We start from the raw sequence: 19,090 nt of genomic DNA, 5'->3' as shown, positions 1-19,090 counted from the left end.
GTATTGAGCCTACTAAACAATATCATGACAGAAAAGCTAAGTTCACTAAGTGGCTAGAACTATTAGAGTGTAGGCAGAGTGAGTAGTGCTAGTAAGAGTGAGGACTGAAAGTCTGTCTCCTATGCCTCTCCCATTACTAGAGGAAATGGAGACTGTCGTAATGTGCAAGCTACTATTCGGGAAAATTAGACAGCGTAATTTTTAGACGAAGTAGCAATGAGTTTTTAATGAAAATTCATTCGTGTCTTCGTCGGTTTAGATAAAGTGGCGGGCAAGGGTTGACCCTTGCTCGCCCAATTGCCCCATCATACTCCACTATCTTATTCGAAAAGGTTATCCAATTCGGCATCACTGACTGTAGCGGCAAAAAACTCTTTCGAACCCAGTTCGTTCATGTAACTTGCATACGCTGCCAATAGGAGTCCGCTCTCCACAGAAAGATTGTAACCCTTTGCGAAGCGGCCTTTATTCCTGCGGATCGATGCGGCTGTAGCGCCGTCTTCATAAATTAGAAATACGATCTCAGTGGAAGAGTTACCCTCGATCTTTTCTTGGCACTGATTTTCTGGAAAGCAAGACGCAACCTTTTCAAAGCGTCTTCTCACGCCTTTTTCTTGGGCAGTATCACTCCATTCGTTTATCTTGACCATACTACTTTCAAGGTTGATCAAATTTTCAGTCACAAATACAATTGTTTCTTGAATTTTCTCAAATTCAGAATCTCCTGTGGTGAAGTTGAAGTCGTAGCTCAGGGTGCCTCCATCTGAGACATAAGGTTTGATCCATAATTCGCCTTCCTCTGCCGTTCCTGGGATATAGTAAGGCACTCGCGGAAATACCTCCGATGCTTTAACTGCTGTGATGCCCAAGTTGCCATTGGTTGGTCTAACAGGAGTTCCGTACTTTTGATTAACCTCTACTTCAATCTCGACAATCAAAGATCGCAAGTCCGCTAGACGATCACTAACAGCTTTTAATTTATTTTGACCGCCAACTTCTTTTGTTTTCGCTTTGACATGTGCCTCGATCTGCTCAAGTAGTGCTAGCTCGCTAGTGAGGCGATCAAACCTTGCTTGGATATCTGCGCCTATAACATTTACATTAATGCTATTGCTGACCTCTGTCACATTTGTGATTTGTGTCGCGGCTCGGCTAGCCTGGGTCACTGTGTTCTGTGGGGCTAGAGGTGCTGGTTGTACTGCGACTTGAGTTGAGGTCGGAGCAGAAGGCTGTGGTGCGGTCAGATCAAGCAGATACTTCTGGAGTAAGCCGCAATACCCATTTGGTGATTGGGCAACGAGCTGTAGCGTTGCTGCTCCATTTGCTTGGGCCTTGAAACTAGATTGGTCTAAAAACTGTTTTTCAAAGTTGTCCAACTTACCTGTCATCGGTCTATTGAGGCAGGCTTGGAATTTGTATACGGCGTCTGTTGTTTTACGGCCGAAAATACCGTCTGGCGTTCCAGTGTTGAAGCCGAAGTAGTTGAGATTCTCCTGAACTCGTTTATTCTCAGCTCTTTGTGCGCTCGAAATGGTCGGCCTGCTCGAACGTTGAACTGCCGGTCTTTGCGCGTTATTACTTGATTGTGCGGCGCTACCCGAGTTGGCGATGGCTGCACCAATAACCGCTCCCATCATTCCTTTAATAAAATCATCGCTAGCGAGGCTTGGTGTAGCAATAAGTGTCGATGCCAACAGCCCCAAAAAAGTTAATCTAGCTTGCTTCATAACGACGTCCTCACCCATTTTACCTGGTGTCATAACTAAGTGAACGGATATCGTAATCAAGTCTTAATTTGATCTTTGTGGCGGATCTTCATTATCTTCCCGAAAATGTAATTGCCCCAATGGCAGTGCCGATAGTTGGGGATAATGTACACATCCAGGGAGCTGATTGTTCGCAAAAGGCCAATGGGGTCAGGAGGATACACCCCTGCGAAAGTGATTCATAGTTATTCGAGAGGTGGAGCGTGTGTGGTAGGCGTGTGTGGTCGACTTCACTCGCAGTACCTCAAATGCCTTATTTTTATGGGTAAATTCGACATGAGGTGTAGGTGGCGGAGACGAAGGGATTCGAACCCTCGAACGCTTGCACGTTACTCCCTTAGCAGGGGAGCGCCTTCGACCACTCGGCCACGTCTCCGCCGCCGTGTCTAAGGGAGCCTGCGATGGGGAACAAGCCCATAATCTCCGCCAAGGGGCTTATTTCGCCGCTTTTTTATCCTGCGTCTCTGTCTCAAAGTCTGCAGCCGAGTGGCGCTCGTGAAGTTGCATCTCTGGCTCGCCAAAGGACCGGTTCACCATGCGACCGCGCAGAACGGCGGGGCGGGCGTCGATGCGTTTGGCCCAGGCCATCAGGTGCGTGTAGCTTTCGACGTCGAGGAACTCAGCCGCGCTATAGAGACGGCCCAACACCAACTGCCCGTACCAAGACCAAATCGCGATGTCCGCGATGGAATACATGTCACCCGCAAACCACTCATGCTCGGCCAAATGCCGGTCCAACACGTCCAACTGGCGCTTGGCTTCCATCGTGAAGCGGTCGATGGGATATTCAAATTTCTCAGGGGCATAGGCGTAAAAATGGCCAAAGCCGCCGCCCAAATAGGGCGCGCTGCCCATTTGCCAGAACAACCAGTTAAGCGCCTCGGTTCGGCCCGCGGGATCTTTGGGCAGGAAGGCCCCGAACTTCTCAGCCAGATACAATAAGATCGCGCCGCTTTCAAAGACGCGGGTGGGGGGCGTGGTGGAGTGGTCCATCAATGCTGGGATCTTGGAGTTCGGATTAACATCCACAAAGCCCGAGCCGAACTGATCGCCCTCCATGATCCGGATGAGCCACGCGTCATAGTCGGCTTCTGCGATCCCGGCCTCCAGCAACTCTTCGAGCAAGACGGTCACCTTGACGCCGTTTGGAGTGGCCAATGAATATAGCTGCAAGGCGTGCGCGCCGACGGGCAGCTCGGCGTCTTTGGTCGCCCCTGCGATGGGGCGGTTGATGGACGCAAATTCACCACCAGAGGCGGCATCCCAGGTCCAGACTTTGGGGGGCGTGTAGGTCATAGAGAACTCCGATATATGCTGAGCCCGTAGATAGGGCCGGCCGATCAATTTGATAGGGGCAGGGCGCATATTACGCCGCGACAACGCAAAGGCGCGGCTCAAGAAAGCCGCGCCAAAAGGTCATCCGATGAAAATCAATGTAGGTCTACGTGTTGAACAAGAAGTGCAGCACGTCCCCGTCCTTGACGACGTATCCTTTGCCTTCTGCACGCATTTTGCCCGCTTCTTTGGCGGGTTGCTCGCCGCCCAATGACACGAAGTCATCATAGGCAATCGTTTCGGCCCGGATGAAGCCGCGCTCAAAATCACCATGGATCACGCCCGCCGCTTGGGGGGCCATAGTGCCGTGTGGAATGGTCCATGCACGGGCTTCTTTGGGGCCGACTGTGAAATAGGTTTCCAGCTTCAGCAGGGTGTAGCCTGCGCGGATCAAACGGTCCAACCCGGCTTCCTCAAGACCCATTTCTTCTAGGAACATGGCGGCTTCGTCAGCGTCCAATTGGCTGATTTCTTCTTCGATCGCGGCCGAGATGATAACATGCGAGGCGCCTTGGGCCGCGGCCATCTCTGCCACTTGCGCGCTAAAGGCATTGCCCGTCGCGGCAGATCCCTCATCGACGTTGCACACATATAGGATCGGCTTGGACGTCAAAAGTTGCAGCAACTTCCAGGCCTTCGCGTCATCGGCGTCGACCTCTACCATACGCGCGGGCTTGCCATCCTCCAACATCGCGAGGGCAACTTTCAGCAAACGCTCCTGCTGAACCGCTTCCTTGTCACCGCCGCGCACCTTGCGGCTTAGCCCCTGAAGGCGCTTCTCGATGCTCTCCATGTCGGCCAGCATCAGCTCAGTCTCGATGGTTTCGGCATCCTCAACGGGGTTCACGCGGCCATCCACGTGGGTGATGTCGTCATCCTCAAAACACCGCAGCACGTGCGCAATCGCGTCGGTCTCGCGGATGTTGGCCAAGAACTGGTTGCCCAGACCTTCGCCCTTGGATGCGCCCTTCACCAACCCGGCGATATCAACGAACGACATGCGGGTGGGGATGATCGATTTGGATTGCGCCAACTCAGCCAGCGTATCAAGGCGCGCGTCCGGTACGGGCACGTCACCGACGTTCGGCTCAATCGTACAGAACGGAAAGTTCGCCGCCGCCGCCGCCGCCGTTTTCGTGAGCGCGTTGAACAGGGTGGATTTGCCCACGTTCGGCATTCCGACAATACCCATTTTAAAGCCCATAACGCTCTCCTAATCACGGTTTCGCTTCCCTTTATGCAAGCGCCCGGGCGGATGCAACTGACATGCGAACCCGCGGCCGGGGCCCAGTTGCTTGCCTTTGGCCCAAAGGTGCCCCAAAAGGCATGGCGCAGACCTTGAGGAAGCCCAATATGACTCGTATCGACGCCACCTTTGATCGCCTCCGTGCTGAGGGCAAAAAAGCCTTCGTTTCCTACGTGATGGCAGGGGACCCGGATTATGAAACCGCCCGTGACGTGGTGCTGGGGCTGCCGGCAGCAGGTGTTGACATTATTGAGCTGGGCGTACCCTTTACGGATCCGATGGCCGACGGCTCCACGATCCAGCTGGCGGGGCAGCGCGCGCTTGAGGCGGGTATGACGCTGGAACGCACCCTCGACATCGTGCGCGAACTGCGCGCCCAAGATACAACGACGCCCGTGGTTTTGATGGGCTACTACAACCCGATCTATAATCGCGGTGTGGACCAATTCCTGATCGACGCAAAAGAAGCGGGCGTTGATGGCCTTCTTGTAGTGGACCTCCCACCCGAGGAAGACACCGAGCTGTGTATTCCTGCGCAAAAAGCGGGCCTGAACTTCATCCGCCTCGCGACGCCCACGACCGATAACAAACGCCTGCCGAAGGTGCTGCAAAACACCTCTGGGTTTGTCTACTACGTGTCGATCACCGGCATCACCGGTGCCGCCTCCGCCAGCGCTGAGGTGGTCGCCCCCGAAGTCGCGCGCATCAAATCCCAGACCGAGCTGCCGATCATCGTTGGCTTTGGCATCAAAACGCCAGATGCGGCCCAAGATATCGCTGCCGTCGCAGACGGTGCCGTCGTCGGCTCCGCGATTGTGGAACGTATCGCACGCGGTGACAGCGTCTCGGACGTCTTGGCCTACGTGGCGGATCTCGCTGCTGGTGCGCACCGCGCCTAGGCCTTGATGGGCTGAAACCTGCCGAATTGACCTTAGGTTAAGGCTGGGTGACAAAATAGTGTCGCCCGAGCCAGGTAAACCTGATTAACGTCCGTCCACTGTTGGTGGTAGTGAGGTTAACAAAGTCATGGCAAACGCCATTTTAAAACGGTTGGTTCGAAAATCCCTAACAACCCTCCAGCCGCTCAAGGCTGGTGATGCGAACGAGTCCTATTCACACTCCTTCAATCGCATTTACGACAATGAGATGTGGACCTCAGCGGGCGGTGGCAGCGGCCCGGGCAGTGAGCTGTCTGCCGTGTTGCCCATGTGCGTAAAACTGGCCCGCTTCATAGATCGCGAAAATATTCGCTCAATCGTCGACCTAAGCTGTGGGGGGATGGCGTGGTGGCCGACCGCGCTGGCCTTTGCACAGACGGATGTACGGTTCCACGGGGTCGATATCAGCTCAACGGCGATCAACCGCAACAAGGCCGCTTTGCGCAGTTTCGACAATATCTCGTTTGAGGTGGGCGACGCGACCTCCTTCGCGCCCGATGCTTGTGATCTGCTTGTCTGCCGTGAGACGATCAACCACCTGCGGCGCGACGATGCCCAGCTCATCGTTCAACGGATGCAAAACCTGCCAAGCCGCTACTTTGCCCTGTCACACTTTGCCCATGCCCCCGAGAACCCGGATGACACCAAGCGCGCCCGCAAAACCGGCAGCGCCTTTCGCTACACGGATTGGAACCTGTCCTTGCCGCCCTTCAATCTGCCGGATCCCTTGGTTGAGATTGAGGATTTGCATGGCCGCGTTTTCGCGATCTATCAGGGGGCGACGTACACGTCTTAATCACCCAGCGTGATCTCAAACGGGTCCCCCCATCCGTGCACGCTGTCGTGCGGGACCAACACCAACCGTTTGGTGCCTCCGGGGATGTTCACGCCGCCCAGCGATCTTGTGAAAGGCTGCTCCTCAACGTGGGGGTGATGCAGTGTACGGTACCCTAGCTCGGTCCCATCGGGCAGTTGCACAGACCATCCATCGGCATAATGGGCCCAGCCAGTGTCACCATGGCGCAGGGTAACGGAAATCGTGTGGGTTGCACCTGATTGCACCGCCGTGGCCCCCAGAACGACAGGCGCATCGGCAAGGCCGGGCAGGGGCGTGATGGGCAGGGCAAGCGCGGTCAGGAACAGAACATGTCTCATGCCCTTAGGTGTCGCGCAAAGTCTCCCGGGATGTCGATGCAAACTCTCGTGATAGCAGTGTGAACGACGCCACGGCCGTGGTCGCGATCAACGCATAAGGCGACAGCAACCATCCAAGTGCCGCCAATGAGAAATAGATCGACCGCAGCCCACGGTTAAAGTTCACCGCCGCGCGGTTGGCGATTTCGCCGGATTGGCGGGCGCGGGTTTTCGCCTTTGGGTCGGTGATGTCATTGGGCGTCGCGGCCATCGTGATGGCGCAATAGCCAAACAGCCGGTTGGCCCAGACGAACTTTAGAAAGGCATGGGTCAATAGGGCGGCCACAGCCAACAGCTTGATCTGCCACAACACCTCTGGGTGGGCCGAAGCGGTTAGGTCAACCGCCACCGCATCCAGACTTTGCGTGTTGGACATCAACGCCAACACCCCACCCAGCGCGATCATACAGCCCGACCCAAAAAAGGCCGTGCCCTCGCGCAGGCCATTCATCGTCAGGGCGTCAAAGACACGCGGATCACGGGTGATCATCTGTTCCATCCACTCACGGCGGTATTCAAACGTCAGAACCGTAACCGATGGATAGCGCTTGGGCGGGTGTTCAATCAGCAGCCCCAACAACCACCACGTGCCAAACAACACGCCAACAGCGAGCAAATCCAACGGCGCAAACAGCGAAAGGCGGTCCATCATGTCCATGATTTCCGTCTATCCCAAGAGAAAGCGCTTGTCAGACGCAAAAATTGGTATAATTTACTTACCAATTCGAACGCCACCGGAGGACGCCCCATGGAAATGCCGAAACCAGACAGTCTTGTGATGTCGAAAAAGGCGGCCCTTGTGGCGCGCTTGCTAGATGTTTTGCCGCGTGACGCGGTGATTGAGGATGAGGCCGAGACCCGCGCCTACGAATGTGACGCGCTCACAGCCTATCGCTGCCCGCCCCTGTGTGCGGTGCTGCCTGCAACGACCCAAGAAGTGTCCGAGGTGCTCAAGATCTGCCACGCGATGGATGTGCCCGTGGTGCCGCGCGGCTCCGGCACGTCACTTGCGGGCGGGGCGCTGCCGACGGCGGATTGCGTGATCCTTGGCGTGGCCAAGATGAACGATGTGCTTGAGGTCAGCTATGAGGATCGTCTCATCCGGGTCCAAACGGGCCGCACGAACCTGAGCGTGACCGGCGCGGTTGAGGCGGACGGCTTTTTCTACGCCCCCGATCCCTCCAGCCAGTTGGCCTGTGCGATTGCGGGCAACATTGCAATGAATTCGGGCGGGGCACATTGCCTGAAGTACGGGGTGACGACCAACAACCTGTTGGGTGTGACGCTGGTACAGATGGACGGCACGATTGTTGAGATCGGAGGCGGCCACATGGATGCCTCTGGGCTGGACCTTTTGGGCGTGATCTGTGGCTCGGAAGGGCAGTTGGGGGTCGTAACCGAGGCGACCTTGCGGATTTTGCCCAAGCCCGAGGGTGCGCGGCCCGTATTGATCGGCTTTGACGACAACGAAGTGGCGGGCGCTTGCGTGGCGGACATCATCAAGGCGGGCATCCTGCCCGTGGCGATTGAGTTCATGGACCGCCTGTGCATCGAGACCACCGAGAAATTCGCGAAGGCCGGCTATCCCGATTGCCACGCGCTGTTGATCGTAGAGGTCGAAGGATCAGACGCAGAAATCGACGCGCAACTGGCGCAGATTATGGAAATCGCAGCAACCCACGACCCTGTTGAAATGCGCCAAGCCCAGAACGCGACCGAGAGTGCTGCGATCTGGCTGGGGCGCAAATCCGCGTTCGGTGCGATCGGTCAGATCTCGGATTACATGTGCCTAGACGGCACGATCCCAGTGTCAGAACTGCCATTCGTGCTGCGCCGCATTGGCGAGCTGTCCAAGGAATATGGACTGGCCGTGGGCAACGTGTTCCACGCAGGTGACGGCAATATGCACCCGCTGATCCTGTTTGATGCCAACAAACCAGGTGATCTGGAATTGTGCGAGGCATTTGGTGCCGAAATCCTGAAGCTGTGTGTGGATGTGGGCGGCTGCCTGACAGGTGAGCACGGTGTCGGGATCGAAAAGCGCGACCTGATGGGGCACCAGTTTGCGCCCGTCGATATGGAAGCGCAGATGCGGGTTAAGGACGTGTTTGACCCCAAGTGGCTTTTGAACCCTGCAAAGGTTTTCCCGCTGGAAACAAGTGCTGCACGGCGGGCCTAGGGTTTAGGACCTGTATCCAACCCGGGCGTGATCTGTGAGAGCGGGGCGAGGGGCCAGCCCCTCGCGCTCCCCGGGATATTTTAGAACCAAAGAGGGAAGGGTTCGCGATGTTGACCCCAACGACTGAACAAGACGTGGCTGAGATGGTGCGTGGGGCGAATGGGTCTTTGACCGTTCGTGGCGGCGGCACGCGGAGCCTTGAGGCCGGAGCGGGTGAGGTGATCTCAACCGCTGGGATGTCGGGCGTGACGCTGTATGAGCCGGGTGCATTGACGATTGTTGCGCAGGCTGGGACGCCTGTGTCTGAGATTGAGGCTGTATTGGCGGCGGAAAATCAGCGGTTGCCGTTTGAGCCACCCCGCATGGGGCCGCTGTTGGGACGGTCTGGCGAGAGCACCATTGGCGGTGTGGTCGCGGCCAATGCGAGTGGTCCGCGCCGTGTGCAGGTTGGGGCCTGTCGTGACAGCTTGATCGGTGTGCGGTTTGTTGATGGCCATGGGGATATCATCAAGAACGGTGGCCGGGTGATGAAGAACGTCACGGGCTATGATCTGGTGAAGTTGATGTGTGGAGCGCAGGGCGCGCTGGGCGTTTTGACCGAAGTTTCGTTCAAGGTTGTGCCGGGAGTTGCGGTTGAAACCACTTTGTCGCTGGAGGTGGAGGACGCCGTTGGTGCGGTGGCGGCGATGTCGGCGGCACTTGGGTCCCCGTTTGAGGTGTCGGGTGCAGCATGGAGCGAGGGCCGTGTGCTGTTGCGGCTGGAGGGGTTTGCAGACTCCGTTGCTTACCGGGTTGAGGAATTGCAGGCGATCCTGGCCCCCTTTGGTGCGGTCAGCGTTAGCGAAGGTGCGACGTCGGGTGACATCTGGAAAGCCGTGCGTGATGTGACCAGTTTCGTTGATCAACCGGGGGATATTTGGCGTATCTCGGTGCGGCCATCCCATGCACCGGGCGTTGTTGCGGCGTTGCAGCCCCAGCAGGTCATGCTGGATTGGGGCGGCGGCTTGATCTGGGCGCGGGTGCCTGAGGGCCAAGATGTGCGCACGGCCCTTGCTGGCGTTTCGGGTCACGCCACGCGCGTCAAGGGGGCCGCCGGGCCTTTGCGGCCTGTGGATGCGCCGGGCGTGGCGGCACTGACCGCGGGCCTGCGGGCGCAGTTCGATCCGCGTGGGTTGTTTTCTGGCGCCCTCGTAACCGAGCTTTCCTAACGGACAGGCCCGGCCTGACCTTTTCTACACCGCCACGGGAGCGTGACAGATGCAAACGACCTTTACCCAAGACCAACTTAACGATCCCGCAACCGCGCGTTCCAATGAGATCCTGCGCACATGTGTGCACTGTGGGTTCTGCACCGCGACGTGTCCGACGTATCAGGTGTTGGGCGATGAGTTGGACAGCCCCCGGGGGCGCATTTACCTGATCAAGGATATGCTGGAAAACGCGCGCAAACCCGATGAAAAGACGGTCAAACATATCGATCGCTGTCTCAGCTGTTTGGCGTGTATGACGACCTGCCCGTCGGGGGTGCACTACATGCATTTGGTGGACCATGCCCGTGAATACATTGAGGAAAACTATGACCGGCCGTTGTCGGACCGGGTGCTGCGCTGGATGCTTGCGCGCATTCTGCCGTACCCAATGCGGTTCCGGGTGGCGCTGCTGCTGGCCAAAATAGGCGCGCCTTTTGCGGGGCTGATGCCGGACCCGCGCCTGCGCGCGATGCTGGAAATGGCGCCCAAGGTGATCCCACCCGTTAGCCGTAATGATGACCCGCAAAGCTTTGCCCCGACGGTGCCGAAAAAGAAGCGTGTCGCGCTGATGACCGGATGCGCGCAAAAGGCGCTGAACACGGATATCAACGACGCCACGATCCGCCTGCTAACGCGTCTGGGCTGTGAGGTGGTTGTGGCCGAGGGCGCGGGCTGTTGTGGCGCGCTGACCCACCACATGGGCAAAACCTCTGAAAGCCACGCAACCGCGGCCAAGAACATCGACGCTTGGCACCGCGAAATGCAGGGGCAGGGGCTGGATGCGATTGTGATCAACACCTCGGGTTGTGGGACGACGGTCAAGGATTACGGCCATATGTTCAAGGGCACAGACCACGCGGAGAAAGCCGCAGCGGTGTCCGAAATCGCTATGGATATCAGTGAGCTGTTGATGACCCTTGATCTGCCCAAGGGTGAGAAAAAGAACCTGACCGTGGCCTATCACGCGGCCTGTTCGCTGCAACACGGCCAACAGATCAAAACCCACCCCAAGGATCTTCTCAAGGCGGCGGGCTTTCGCATCGTTGAGCCGCGTGACAGCCACCTGTGCTGTGGGTCTGCGGGGACTTACAACCTGATGCAGCCCGAGATTTCAAAGCAGCTGAAGCAGCGCAAGATTGAGACGCTGGAAGCCAAGTCGCCTGACATTATTGCCGCTGGAAACATCGGCTGCATGATGCAGATCGGCTCAGGCACGGAGGTACCGATTGTGCATACGGTTGAGCTGTTGGATTGGGCAACCGGTGGGCCGACACCGCCCGCGTTTGGCGACAAGATTGATGCCAATGGCGTGGTCAATCCAGAAGGTACGGCCAAACTGGCGTCGGATGCGAAACTGTCTGCCACAAAAGTGCCCCTCCTTCGCTAAACCAGCGTCCCGCTGCCGCCGCCTTTGCCCCCTAGACCGATGGGGACACATGCGGCGGAGGCGATATGCGGTTTTTCAGTTACGTGATGGCGATGGTTTTGTGGGCAAGCGTGCCCGCAGCCGGACAAAGCAACCTGCGGACTTTGGATGCCGCTACCTTGGCGCAACATTACGGTGCGGTGGGGCGGCTTGATCTGGGGCAGGGCGGGTTTTGCACCGGGGCGCTGATCAGCGCGGATGTGGTTCTGACGGCGGCCCATTGTGTGTTCGACAGGGCCACGGCGCGTCGCATTTCCGTGAGTGAGATGTCCTTTCATGCGGGGCTTGCGGATGGGCGCGCGCTTGCGACCCGTGGGGTGATCGCGGCGGTGACGCACCCCGGCTATCAATTCAATCAAAGCAATAGGGTAGAGCGTGTCGGCAGTGATCTGGCCTTGGTGCGACTGTCTGCGCCGATCACCGGCCTGGGCCTTCGGCCGTTTCGCACGCAATTACAGGTGCATCCCGGAACCCATGTTGAAGTGGTGTCCTATGCGCGGGGCCGATCCAATGCCCCTGCGGTTGAGGATGGATGCGGGGTCCTGACCCGCGATGCCACTGTTTTGGTCCTCTCGTGCGAGGTCGATTTCGGGGCCTCTGGCGCGCCAATTTTTCAGCGGTTTGGAGATGAGGTGCGGATCGTTTCCGTGGTCTCCTCCAAGGCCGCGTGGAAGGATCGCTCTGTTTCGCTTGCGGCGGTGATGGACGCGGAACTGGCGGTTTTGGTGGATGCCTACCGCGCCGATCTGGGCGATGTCAGCGCGATTGAAACCGTGTCCGCACGCCGCTAGACGCACCCACCGCGCAGGGCTTGAAACTGCCCAAACCCCTTCCCACGTATTGCATGACGGGACGCCAATGATGGGTCCCGTCATAACCCCGCCGGGGTGCCCAACATGGGGCCCGGGCACAATAACAGTTGTCGCTCACTGGAGGATACCTGATGCGAACTTACGACTTTACCCCCCTATACCGCGCCACCGTCGGCTTTGACCGCATGGCAGATTTGCTGGACCGTGTGCTGGACAGCGAGCCTGCGCAAACCGGTGGCTATCCCCCGTATAACATCGAAAAAACTGCCGAAGATGGCTACCGGATATCCGTGGCTGTGGCGGGTTTCTCCGAAAGTGAATTGTCGGTCGAAGTCCGGCAAAACGCGCTCGTGATCTCGGCGGCCAAGGCCAAGGATGGCGCGCAGCGGACCTATCTGCACCGCGGGATCGCGACGCGGTCGTTTGAGAAAACCTTCCAACTGGCGGATCATGTGCATGTGACCGGCGCGCAGGCGGAAGATGGCATGTTGCACATTGATCTGGTGCGTGAGGTGCCAGAGGCGCTCAAGCCCCGCCAGATTGAGATTGCGCGCACGGGCAAGCCCACCGGCACCCCCGCGCTTGAGGCGCAGAGCGTTGAGGCCTAAGCCGTGAACGCTTGGTAAAACGATGGGTCATCTGACCTGAGTGTAAGGCGCGGTCCCTAGGGTCGCGCCTTTTTGCGGCCCCGGTCCCGGTGCATGTGGCGCAACGGTTGAACGGTCGCCGACGGAGTGCTAGGTGAGCCGCTGATCCTACCCCCCGGAGTGCGCGCAATGGCTGATCCCAAAAAGCTCTACATCAAGACCTATGGCTGCCAGATGAACGTCTATGACAGCGAACGCATGGCTGAGGCGCTGGGGGCGGAAGGCTACGTTGAGACGGGCACGCCCGAGGATGCGGATATGATCCTGCTCAACACGTGTCACATCCGCGAAAAAGCCGCTGAAAAAGTTTATTCCGAGCTGGGCCGCTACAAGCCGCTGCGCGCCAAGAACCCCGACCTCAAGATCGGGGTGGCGGGTTGCGTGGCACAGGCCGAAGGGGCCGAGATCATGGCGCGCCAGCCTATGGTTGATCTGGTCGTCGGGCCGCAAACCTATCACCGGCTGCCCGAAATGATGAAAAAGGTCGATGCGGGTGAAGCCGCACTCGATACTGACTTCCCTGAGGAAGACAAGTTTGAGCACCTGCCCAAGGCGCGCAAAAACCTTGGTCGCCCCAGCGCGTTTTTGACCGTGCAAGAGGGTTGCGACAAGTTCTGTGCTTTCTGCGTGGTGCCCTATACCCGTGGGGCCGAAGTGTCACGCCCCGTGGCCCGCATTCTGTCGGAAGCAGAGGCGCTTGTGGCGCGTGGGGTCAAGGAAATCACGCTGCTGGGGCAGAACGTGAATGCGTATCACGGTGCGGGTGAGGGGGGTGAGTGGTCGCTTGCCCAGCTGATCTGGGCGCTGAACGATATCGAAGGGTTGGAGCGGATCCGCTTTACGACCTCGCACCCCAACGAGATGACCGATGACCTGATCGAGGCCCATGCGACCTGCGCCAAGCTGATGCCGTATTTGCACTTGCCGGTTCAGGCAGGCTCGGACCGGGTGCTTAAGGCAATGAACCGCAAGCATACGGCGGCTGAATACATCGAGATTATTGACCGTTTGCGCGCGGCCCGCCCCGACCTGTTGTTGAGCGGGGACTTCATCGTGGGCTTCCCCGGTGAGACTGAGGAAGAGTTCGCGGACACGCTCAAACTGGTGGAGCGAGTCGGTTACGGTCAGGCGTATAGCTTCAAATATTCCGCCCGTCCCGGTACGCCAGCTGCTGAAAAAGAAGGCATTCCGGACGATGTCGCGACCGAGCGTTTGGCGCGGTTGCAGGCGTTACTGGGGGATCAACAACGCGCCGCACAGGTCGCGATGGTGGGCCGCGAAACGCGCGTTTTGTTCGAGAAAACCGGACGGTTTGAGGGGCAATTGGTGGGCAAGACCGAACACCTGCATGCCTGCCACGTTGAGGCCCCCCAAGAGCTGTTGGGTCAGGTCGCGCGGGTGCGGATTGTGGAGGCTGCACCGAACTCCTTGAAAGGGGTTTTGGTTTAGGTCAGCTTGACTGCCCCTTTGTTGCGCGTGCGCAACAATTCATTGAATTGTCTGTAAAAATACCGCCTCAGGGCGGTTTCGGGCTGAAAATTTAACGATTTGTCAAAAGCTCTGTGACAGAGGCCCAGCGCTTTGCGCGCTGCTGTTTCTAGGGGTTGCGGGGGCCTTTGGTGGGTGTCCCTTTCCCTAGGCTTGGGCGGCAGATTTGATACCCACTGCCACGCGGACCGCAACATCGGCGTTCGGCTGTTTTTCTTTGGGCCCCCAAAGGGGTGTGCGATGGCCCTTTGGCTGCTTGCGTGCGCCGAGCCCGCACGCATCCGGCCCGGTAGGCGATGGCACATCTAGTGTTTGTGACTTCACAAGCGTCATATATTTGCTACAGTCATAGGGAATACTGACGCTGACCCGACGGGTTTACCCAACACGAAAGGCGCAATCAGACCGTATATGCAGGATGCTGTTCACATCTCTTATCGTCCGGCGCGGGCCCCGCTAAGGCCAGCCGCTCAGGACCCGCGCAAGGGCCGCCCCGCCGCCCTAGCCAAGATTTGGGTCCTGATCTGAGCATGACACATCTGCCGAATATAACACCGCCTGCAGTGATCTCCGCTGCGGGCGGTTTTTCTTTGGGCGGTGATGATTTTCACCTCTGCCACTCTAGTTTGCGAGGCGTGCACCCGGGCGCGCTTTATTCTGCGCGTTTGGGCCGGGAAATCCTCTCAATGTGCGCTTCTTCACTGGACACCGCTGCGCGGGTCCCTCACTTTTGGATTAGATAGCAGGAGCTTTGTTTGACACTGATTGACCCGCCACAACCCAGCACCGCAACCACTGCCGCGTTGGATTTTCCCGACAACCGTTTGTTGATCGACCTCTGTGGTCCCTTCAACAGTAATCTCACACAAATCGAGAGCCACCTTGGCGTGGATATCGCCCATCAGGGGAACCGGCTTGTGATCAACGGAGAGGCCGCCGCAGAGGCTGCGGGCGTGCTGGAGGGGGCCTATGCGCGCCTTGAGGCGGGCAAAACGGCTGAGGCTGCGGATATCGACGCGCTGATCCGGATGAACACGCAGCCTGCGGTGCCAACGGACCAGATCGAGATGTTCGCCCCCGGCGCGCTTGAAATCCGCACCCGCAAAAAGACGGTTGAGCCGCGCACGGACGCTCAAAAGGGCTATACGCAAGCGCTGTTGGACAACGAGTTGACCTTTGGCATCGGGCCTGCGGGGACGGGCAAGACGTATATCGCGGTGGCCGTTGCAGTGAACAAGTTTGTCAGCGGTGAGGTCGACAAGATCATCCTGAGCCGCCCCGCCGTGGAGGCCGGGGAAAAGCTGGGCTATTTGCCCGGTGACATGAAGGACAAGGTCGATCCCTACATGCAGCCGCTTTATGACGCGCTGAATGATTTCCTGCCCGCCAAACAGTTGGCCAAACTGCTAGAGGAAAAGCGGATTGAGATCGCGCCACTTGCGTTTATGCGCGGGCGGACCTTGGCCAACGCGTTCGTCGTCTTGGATGAGGCGCAGAACGCCACGACCATGCAGATGAAGATGTTCCTCACGCGGCTTGGACGCGGCTCGCGCATGGCTATCACCGGCGACCGCAGTCAGGTTGATTTGCCCCGCGGTGTGACCAGCGGCCTGCGCGATGCAGAGCGGATTTTGGACAATGTGCCCGGGATCTCGTTCAACTACTTTACCGCCAAGGACGTGGTGCGCCATCCGCTCGTCGCCAAGATCATTGAGGCTTACGACAAAGATGCCCCACCAAGCTGAGGCGCAGGTAGACGCCTGCATCGACGTCTCACTTGAAGACGACCGTTGGATTGACCTTGAGGGCCGCGCGCATGCGGCCCTTTTGGCTGTGTTGACCCATTTGGATTTGGATGAGGGTGAGGTGAGTGTGCTGGGCTGTGATGACGCCCGGATTGCCACGCTGAACGCCGAATTTCGGGGCAAGCCCACACCGACGAACGTGCTGTCGTGGCCGTCTGAGGAGCGCGCGGCCGACACGCCCGGCGCGATGCCGCATCTGCCCACCGCTCCGCATGAGGTCGAATGGGGCGATATTGCCATCGCCTACGACACCTGTGCGGCTGAGGCGCGGGCGCAGTCAAAGCCGTTTGATGCCCATGTGACCCATCTTTTGGTGCATGGAATCCTCCATCTGTTGGGTTTTGATCACGAAAATGATGCAGATGCGCAATTGATGGAGCGTTTAGAGGTGGAAATACTGGACACGCTAGGGGTGCCTGACCCATATCAGGAGAGTGGCGCGTAACGCGCCCGCTATGTGGAAAGGAGCCATGGACCCATCTGTCGACCCTTCGTCTAGTGCTGCGCATGCGCGCACTCACGACGAGACACCGCCCGCCGAGCCCGCCCCGAGTGAGGGGTATATTGGTGCCCGGCCTGGATTTTTTAGCCGCGTGTTCGGCGCCAAGCGGGCAGAAGTGCCCGAGCTGCGCCCCACCGACCCATCCCCCACACCTTTGTCTGCTGCGGGTCTGGCCGCATTGCGCCGCCTGCGGGTAGACGATGTGATGATCCCGCGCGCCGAGATCGTCTCGGTGCCTTGTGATACGCCGCTTGGTGAATTGGTGGCGCTGTTCCGTTCCAGCGGGCTGACGCGGTTGCCTGTGTATGACGGCACGCTCGATCAGCCGGTGGGCATGGTGCACATGAAGGACCTTGCGCTGCGGTTTGGGTTCAATGGCGATGACGGCGATTTCGACCTGCCGGGCATGGTGCGTCCGCTGATCTATGTTCCGCCGTCGATGCCGATTTCGGTGCTGTTGCAAAAGATGCAAAGCGAGCGGCGGCATATGGCGTTGGTGATCGACGAGTATGGTGGCGTGGACGGCCTTGTGACGATTGAGGACCTGATTGAGCAGGTCATCGGTGAGATCGAGGATGAGCACGACCAAGAGGAAGACAAGCTGTGGCGGGAGGAAAAGCCGGGCTGTTACGTGGCCCTTGCGCGCACGCCGCTTGAGGACTTTGAAGAGGTCATCGGGCTGAGCCTTGAGCATGAAGCCGACGATGAGATCGACACATTGGGCGGTTTGGTCTTTCTGCTGACGGGTCACGTGCCCGCGCGGGGTGAGGTCGTGCCCCATTCCTCTGGCGTGCAGTTTGAGGTCGTGGATGCCGATCCGCGCCGGATCAAACGGTTGCGGGTGCGGTTGCCCGGCAACGCCACCCCACGCCTGCCCGAGGCCGCCGCCGCAGAATGAGCGCGGCCTCGATGAGCCAGCCCCTATGATCCGTATCCCCTTTCAGCTGACGCCGCGCATGGGGCTTGTTTTGTGCGCGGCGGCGGGGGTTTTCGCGGCGCTTGGTCAAGCGCCTTGGGGGCTATGGCCCGTGGGGCTGCTTGGCTATGCGCTGGGCATTTGGGCGATTGTGGGTGCTGTGACGCCAAGGGCGGGCTTTGTGCGGGCTTGGGTGTTTGGGGCTGCGCATTTCGCCACCGCGCTGCACTGGATCGTTGAGCCGTTCTTGGTGGACGTAGCCGCGACCGGCTGGATGGCGCCCTTTGGGTTGATTTTCTTGGCAGGAGGTCTGGCCTTGTTTTGGGGGGCTGCGGGGGCTTTGGCCCTGTGGCTGGGGGCTGGATCACGGTTGATGCCGCTTTGCGTGGCGCTGACCTTGGCCGTAGCAGAGGCGTTGCGCGGCATAGTCCTCACTGGATTTCCATGGGCGCAGCCGGGGCATATCCTGATCGCATCGCCGGGGTTGCCTGCGGCAGCGGTGTTTGGGCCGCTGGGTTTGACGCTGGTGGTTTTGTTGGGGGCAGGGGCGTTGAACCTTGCGCGGTGGCGGTTAGCGGGGCCGGGGCTTTGGGTCAGTGCGCTGGCGATTGGGGCGCTGATGCCTGCTGCACCGCCCCACGCGCCAGAGGCCGCAACCTTGCGCCTCGTGCAGCCCAACGCGCAGCAGCACCAAAAGTGGGTGCCTGAGTTCATGCCCATTTTCTTTGATCGCGCGTTGACGGCGACAGAGGCTGCGCCTCAGGGGGCGGACCCTACAGTTATCATCTGGCCTGAAACGTCGCTGCCTGAGTTGCTGAACCGTTCCGCGGCGGCGCGATTTGACATTGCGGATGCGGCGGGGGCCACCCCGGTTTTGGTCGGCGCGCAGGCCTACGGCTTGGATGGTCGGCCCCGCAATATGGCGGTCTTGTTGCAAGACGCAGAAGTCACGGCCACCTACGAAAAGCACCATCTGGTGCCTTTTGGTGAATACTTGCCCTTGGTCGCTCCGCTTTTTGACCTGATCGGTGTGGGCGGCTTGGCCGAGCGTTTGGCAGGTGGATATCAGGCCGGAGAAGGCCCCGCGACGATTGACGTGCCGGGCATTGGTCCTGTGTTTATCATGATCTGCTATGAGGCGATTTTCCCCGGGTATGTCCGCGCGGTTGAGCGGCCCCGCTTGATGGCGCATATGACCAATGATGCATGGTTCGGGGATTTCGCAGGGCCGCGCCAGCACCTCGCATTGACGCAACTGCGTGCGGCCGAACAGGGCATACCCGTCGTGCGAGCGGCCAACACCGGCATATCCGCAGTGATCGACGCGCGGGGCCGGGTCACGGACACGCTGCCCTTGAACAGGGCGGGCTTTTTGGATGTCGCTTTGCCAGCCGCCTTGCCCCCCACGATCTATGCCCAAACCGGTGATGGCCCGGCCTGGGCTGTGGCTTTGATGGGACTTGCGGCGTTTTATGGCCGCAGGCGGCGTATTGTTGGTTGATCCCGCGTTTGTGCAGGCGTAGCCCGATACCGACCCGTCACAACGGCTTCCTGGCGTGACGGCGTAACCCAACGGAGCACACCCC

General features: G+C 58.9%; 17 protein-coding genes, 1 tRNA gene and 1 riboswitch. Of the genes, 12 read left to right on the top strand and 6 right to left on the bottom strand.

The genetic code is table 11. From position 1 onward, the window contains the following. Positions 1–320: 320 nt before the first annotated feature. The 4 genes from PM04_RS03815 to ychF form a co-directional block, all read right to left on the bottom strand. Entirely contained in the window at positions 321–1,727 is a 1,407-nt protein-coding gene (locus tag PM04_RS03815; RefSeq protein ID WP_161785912.1) for a peptidoglycan-binding protein, read from the bottom strand. Positions 1,728–2,054: 327 nt separating this feature from the next. Further along, positions 2,055–2,142, bottom strand: a tRNA-Ser gene (locus PM04_RS03810). A gap of 59 nt (positions 2,143–2,201) precedes the next feature. Further along, on the bottom strand, positions 2,202–3,062 hold the full coding sequence (yghU, locus tag PM04_RS03805) for a glutathione-dependent disulfide-bond oxidoreductase (protein WP_038003746.1): 861 nt from the start codon (positions 3,060–3,062) through the stop codon (positions 2,202–2,204). Between the two features lie 145 nt (positions 3,063–3,207). Continuing rightward, positions 3,208–4,305, bottom strand: a complete 1,098-nt coding sequence (gene ychF, locus PM04_RS03800) for a redox-regulated ATPase YchF (RefSeq protein WP_038003744.1) — start codon at positions 4,303–4,305, stop codon at positions 3,208–3,210. Positions 4,306–4,454: 149 nt separating this feature from the next. On the opposite strand from ychF, the gene trpA reads away from it, so the two are divergent. Together trpA and PM04_RS03790 are read left to right on the top strand one after the other, a co-directional pair. Then, positions 4,455–5,246 (top strand): tryptophan synthase subunit alpha, encoded by a 792-nt coding sequence (gene trpA, locus PM04_RS03795; RefSeq protein ID WP_038003742.1) that lies wholly within the window; start codon positions 4,455–4,457, stop codon positions 5,244–5,246. Positions 5,247–5,373: 127 nt separating this feature from the next. Next, positions 5,374–6,081: a class I SAM-dependent methyltransferase gene (locus tag PM04_RS03790; protein WP_038003740.1), complete on the top strand. Its 708-nt coding sequence runs from the start codon at positions 5,374–5,376 to the stop codon at positions 6,079–6,081. Here the strand turns inward: PM04_RS03790 and PM04_RS03785 are convergent. Next, positions 6,078–6,440: a hypothetical protein gene (locus PM04_RS03785; RefSeq protein WP_038003738.1), complete on the bottom strand. Its 363-nt coding sequence runs from the start codon at positions 6,438–6,440 to the stop codon at positions 6,078–6,080. The genes PM04_RS03790 and PM04_RS03785 overlap by 4 nt on opposite strands. Positions 6,441–6,444: 4 nt before the next feature. Then, positions 6,445–7,131, bottom strand: a complete 687-nt coding sequence (locus PM04_RS03780) for a DUF599 domain-containing protein (RefSeq protein ID WP_306434235.1) — start codon at positions 7,129–7,131, stop codon at positions 6,445–6,447. A 96-nt stretch (positions 7,132–7,227) separates the two neighbouring features. On the opposite strand from PM04_RS03780, the gene PM04_RS03775 reads away from it, so the two are divergent. The 10 genes from PM04_RS03775 to lnt all read left to right on the top strand — a co-directional run bounded on the left by PM04_RS03775 (position 7,228) and on the right by lnt (position 19,005). Further along, positions 7,228–8,658 carry an FAD-linked oxidase C-terminal domain-containing protein gene (locus PM04_RS03775; protein WP_038003733.1) on the top strand — a complete coding sequence of 477 codons (1,431 nt, stop codon included), beginning with the start codon at positions 7,228–7,230 and terminating at the stop codon, positions 8,656–8,658. 110 nt (positions 8,659–8,768) lie between these two features. Next, on the top strand, positions 8,769–9,866 hold the full coding sequence (locus PM04_RS03770) for an FAD-binding protein (protein ID WP_038003923.1): 1,098 nt from the start codon (positions 8,769–8,771) through the stop codon (positions 9,864–9,866). A gap of 49 nt (positions 9,867–9,915) precedes the next feature. Further along, positions 9,916–11,295 carry a glycolate oxidase subunit GlcF gene (glcF, locus tag PM04_RS03765; protein ID WP_081946059.1) on the top strand — a complete coding sequence of 460 codons (1,380 nt, stop codon included), beginning with the start codon at positions 9,916–9,918 and terminating at the stop codon, positions 11,293–11,295. Between the two features lie 65 nt (positions 11,296–11,360). Next, complete coding sequence (locus PM04_RS03760; protein WP_052068432.1) at positions 11,361–12,125, top strand: serine protease; 765 nt, start codon at positions 11,361–11,363, stop codon at positions 12,123–12,125. Between the two features lie 152 nt (positions 12,126–12,277). After that, positions 12,278–12,754, top strand: a complete 477-nt coding sequence (locus tag PM04_RS03755; RefSeq protein WP_038003731.1) for an Hsp20 family protein — start codon at positions 12,278–12,280, stop codon at positions 12,752–12,754. 168 nt (positions 12,755–12,922) lie between these two features. Beyond that, positions 12,923–14,242 (top strand): tRNA (N6-isopentenyl adenosine(37)-C2)-methylthiotransferase MiaB, encoded by a 1,320-nt coding sequence (miaB, locus tag PM04_RS03750; RefSeq protein WP_038003729.1) that lies wholly within the window; start codon positions 12,923–12,925, stop codon positions 14,240–14,242. 794 nt (positions 14,243–15,036) lie between these two features. Further along, on the top strand, positions 15,037–16,026 hold the full coding sequence (locus PM04_RS03740; RefSeq protein WP_038003725.1) for a PhoH family protein: 990 nt from the start codon (positions 15,037–15,039) through the stop codon (positions 16,024–16,026). Next, positions 16,010–16,531 carry an rRNA maturation RNase YbeY gene (gene ybeY, locus PM04_RS03735; protein WP_052068431.1) on the top strand — a complete coding sequence of 174 codons (522 nt, stop codon included), beginning with the start codon at positions 16,010–16,012 and terminating at the stop codon, positions 16,529–16,531. The genes PM04_RS03740 and ybeY overlap by 17 nt, the downstream gene beginning before the upstream one ends. Positions 16,532–16,556: 25 nt before the next feature. Continuing rightward, the gene (locus PM04_RS03730) at positions 16,557–17,486 is read left to right on the top strand and encodes a hemolysin family protein (RefSeq protein WP_052068430.1); all 930 of its coding nucleotides are present in this window, start codon (positions 16,557–16,559) and stop codon (positions 17,484–17,486) included. A 25-nt stretch (positions 17,487–17,511) separates the two neighbouring features. Then, positions 17,512–19,005: an apolipoprotein N-acyltransferase gene (gene lnt / locus PM04_RS03725; RefSeq protein WP_038003723.1), complete on the top strand. Its 1,494-nt coding sequence runs from the start codon at positions 17,512–17,514 to the stop codon at positions 19,003–19,005. Positions 19,006–19,036: 31 nt separating this feature from the next. Further along, positions 19,037–19,084, top strand: a riboswitch (SAM-SAH riboswitch). The last annotated feature ends 6 nt before the right edge of the window (positions 19,085–19,090 follow it).

It is taken from the genome of Thalassobacter sp. 16PALIMAR09, from assembly GCF_000765485.1.
Lineage (GTDB): Bacteria > Pseudomonadota > Alphaproteobacteria > Rhodobacterales > Rhodobacteraceae > Thalassobacter > Thalassobacter stenotrophicus.
Note: the sequence above shows the minus strand (reverse complement) of the source record. Positions and strands in the feature narration are given on the sequence as shown.

Coding starts and splice junctions, on each gene's coding strand:
- PM04_RS03815 (WP_161785912.1), bottom strand. CDS start 1,727: ATGAAGCAAGCTAGATTAACTTTTTTGGGGCTGTTGGCATCGACACTT.
- yghU (WP_038003746.1), bottom strand. CDS start 3,062: ATGACCTACACGCCCCCCAAAGTCTGGACCTGGGATGCCGCCTCTGGT.
- ychF (WP_038003744.1), bottom strand. CDS start 4,305: ATGGGCTTTAAAATGGGTATTGTCGGAATGCCGAACGTGGGCAAATCC.
- trpA (WP_038003742.1), top strand. CDS start 4,455: ATGACTCGTATCGACGCCACCTTTGATCGCCTCCGTGCTGAGGGCAAA.
- PM04_RS03790 (WP_038003740.1), top strand. CDS start 5,374: ATGGCAAACGCCATTTTAAAACGGTTGGTTCGAAAATCCCTAACAACC.
- PM04_RS03785 (WP_038003738.1), bottom strand. CDS start 6,440: ATGAGACATGTTCTGTTCCTGACCGCGCTTGCCCTGCCCATCACGCCC.
- PM04_RS03780 (WP_306434235.1), bottom strand. CDS start 7,131: ATGATGGACCGCCTTTCGCTGTTTGCGCCGTTGGATTTGCTCGCTGTT.
- PM04_RS03775 (WP_038003733.1), top strand. CDS start 7,228: ATGGAAATGCCGAAACCAGACAGTCTTGTGATGTCGAAAAAGGCGGCC.
- glcF (WP_081946059.1), top strand. CDS start 9,916: ATGCAAACGACCTTTACCCAAGACCAACTTAACGATCCCGCAACCGCG.
- PM04_RS03760 (WP_052068432.1), top strand. CDS start 11,361: ATGCGGTTTTTCAGTTACGTGATGGCGATGGTTTTGTGGGCAAGCGTG.
- PM04_RS03755 (WP_038003731.1), top strand. CDS start 12,278: ATGCGAACTTACGACTTTACCCCCCTATACCGCGCCACCGTCGGCTTT.
- miaB (WP_038003729.1), top strand. CDS start 12,923: ATGGCTGATCCCAAAAAGCTCTACATCAAGACCTATGGCTGCCAGATG.
- ybeY (WP_052068431.1), top strand. CDS start 16,010: ATGCCCCACCAAGCTGAGGCGCAGGTAGACGCCTGCATCGACGTCTCA.
- PM04_RS03730 (WP_052068430.1), top strand. CDS start 16,557: ATGGACCCATCTGTCGACCCTTCGTCTAGTGCTGCGCATGCGCGCACT.
- lnt (WP_038003723.1), top strand. CDS start 17,512: ATGATCCGTATCCCCTTTCAGCTGACGCCGCGCATGGGGCTTGTTTTG.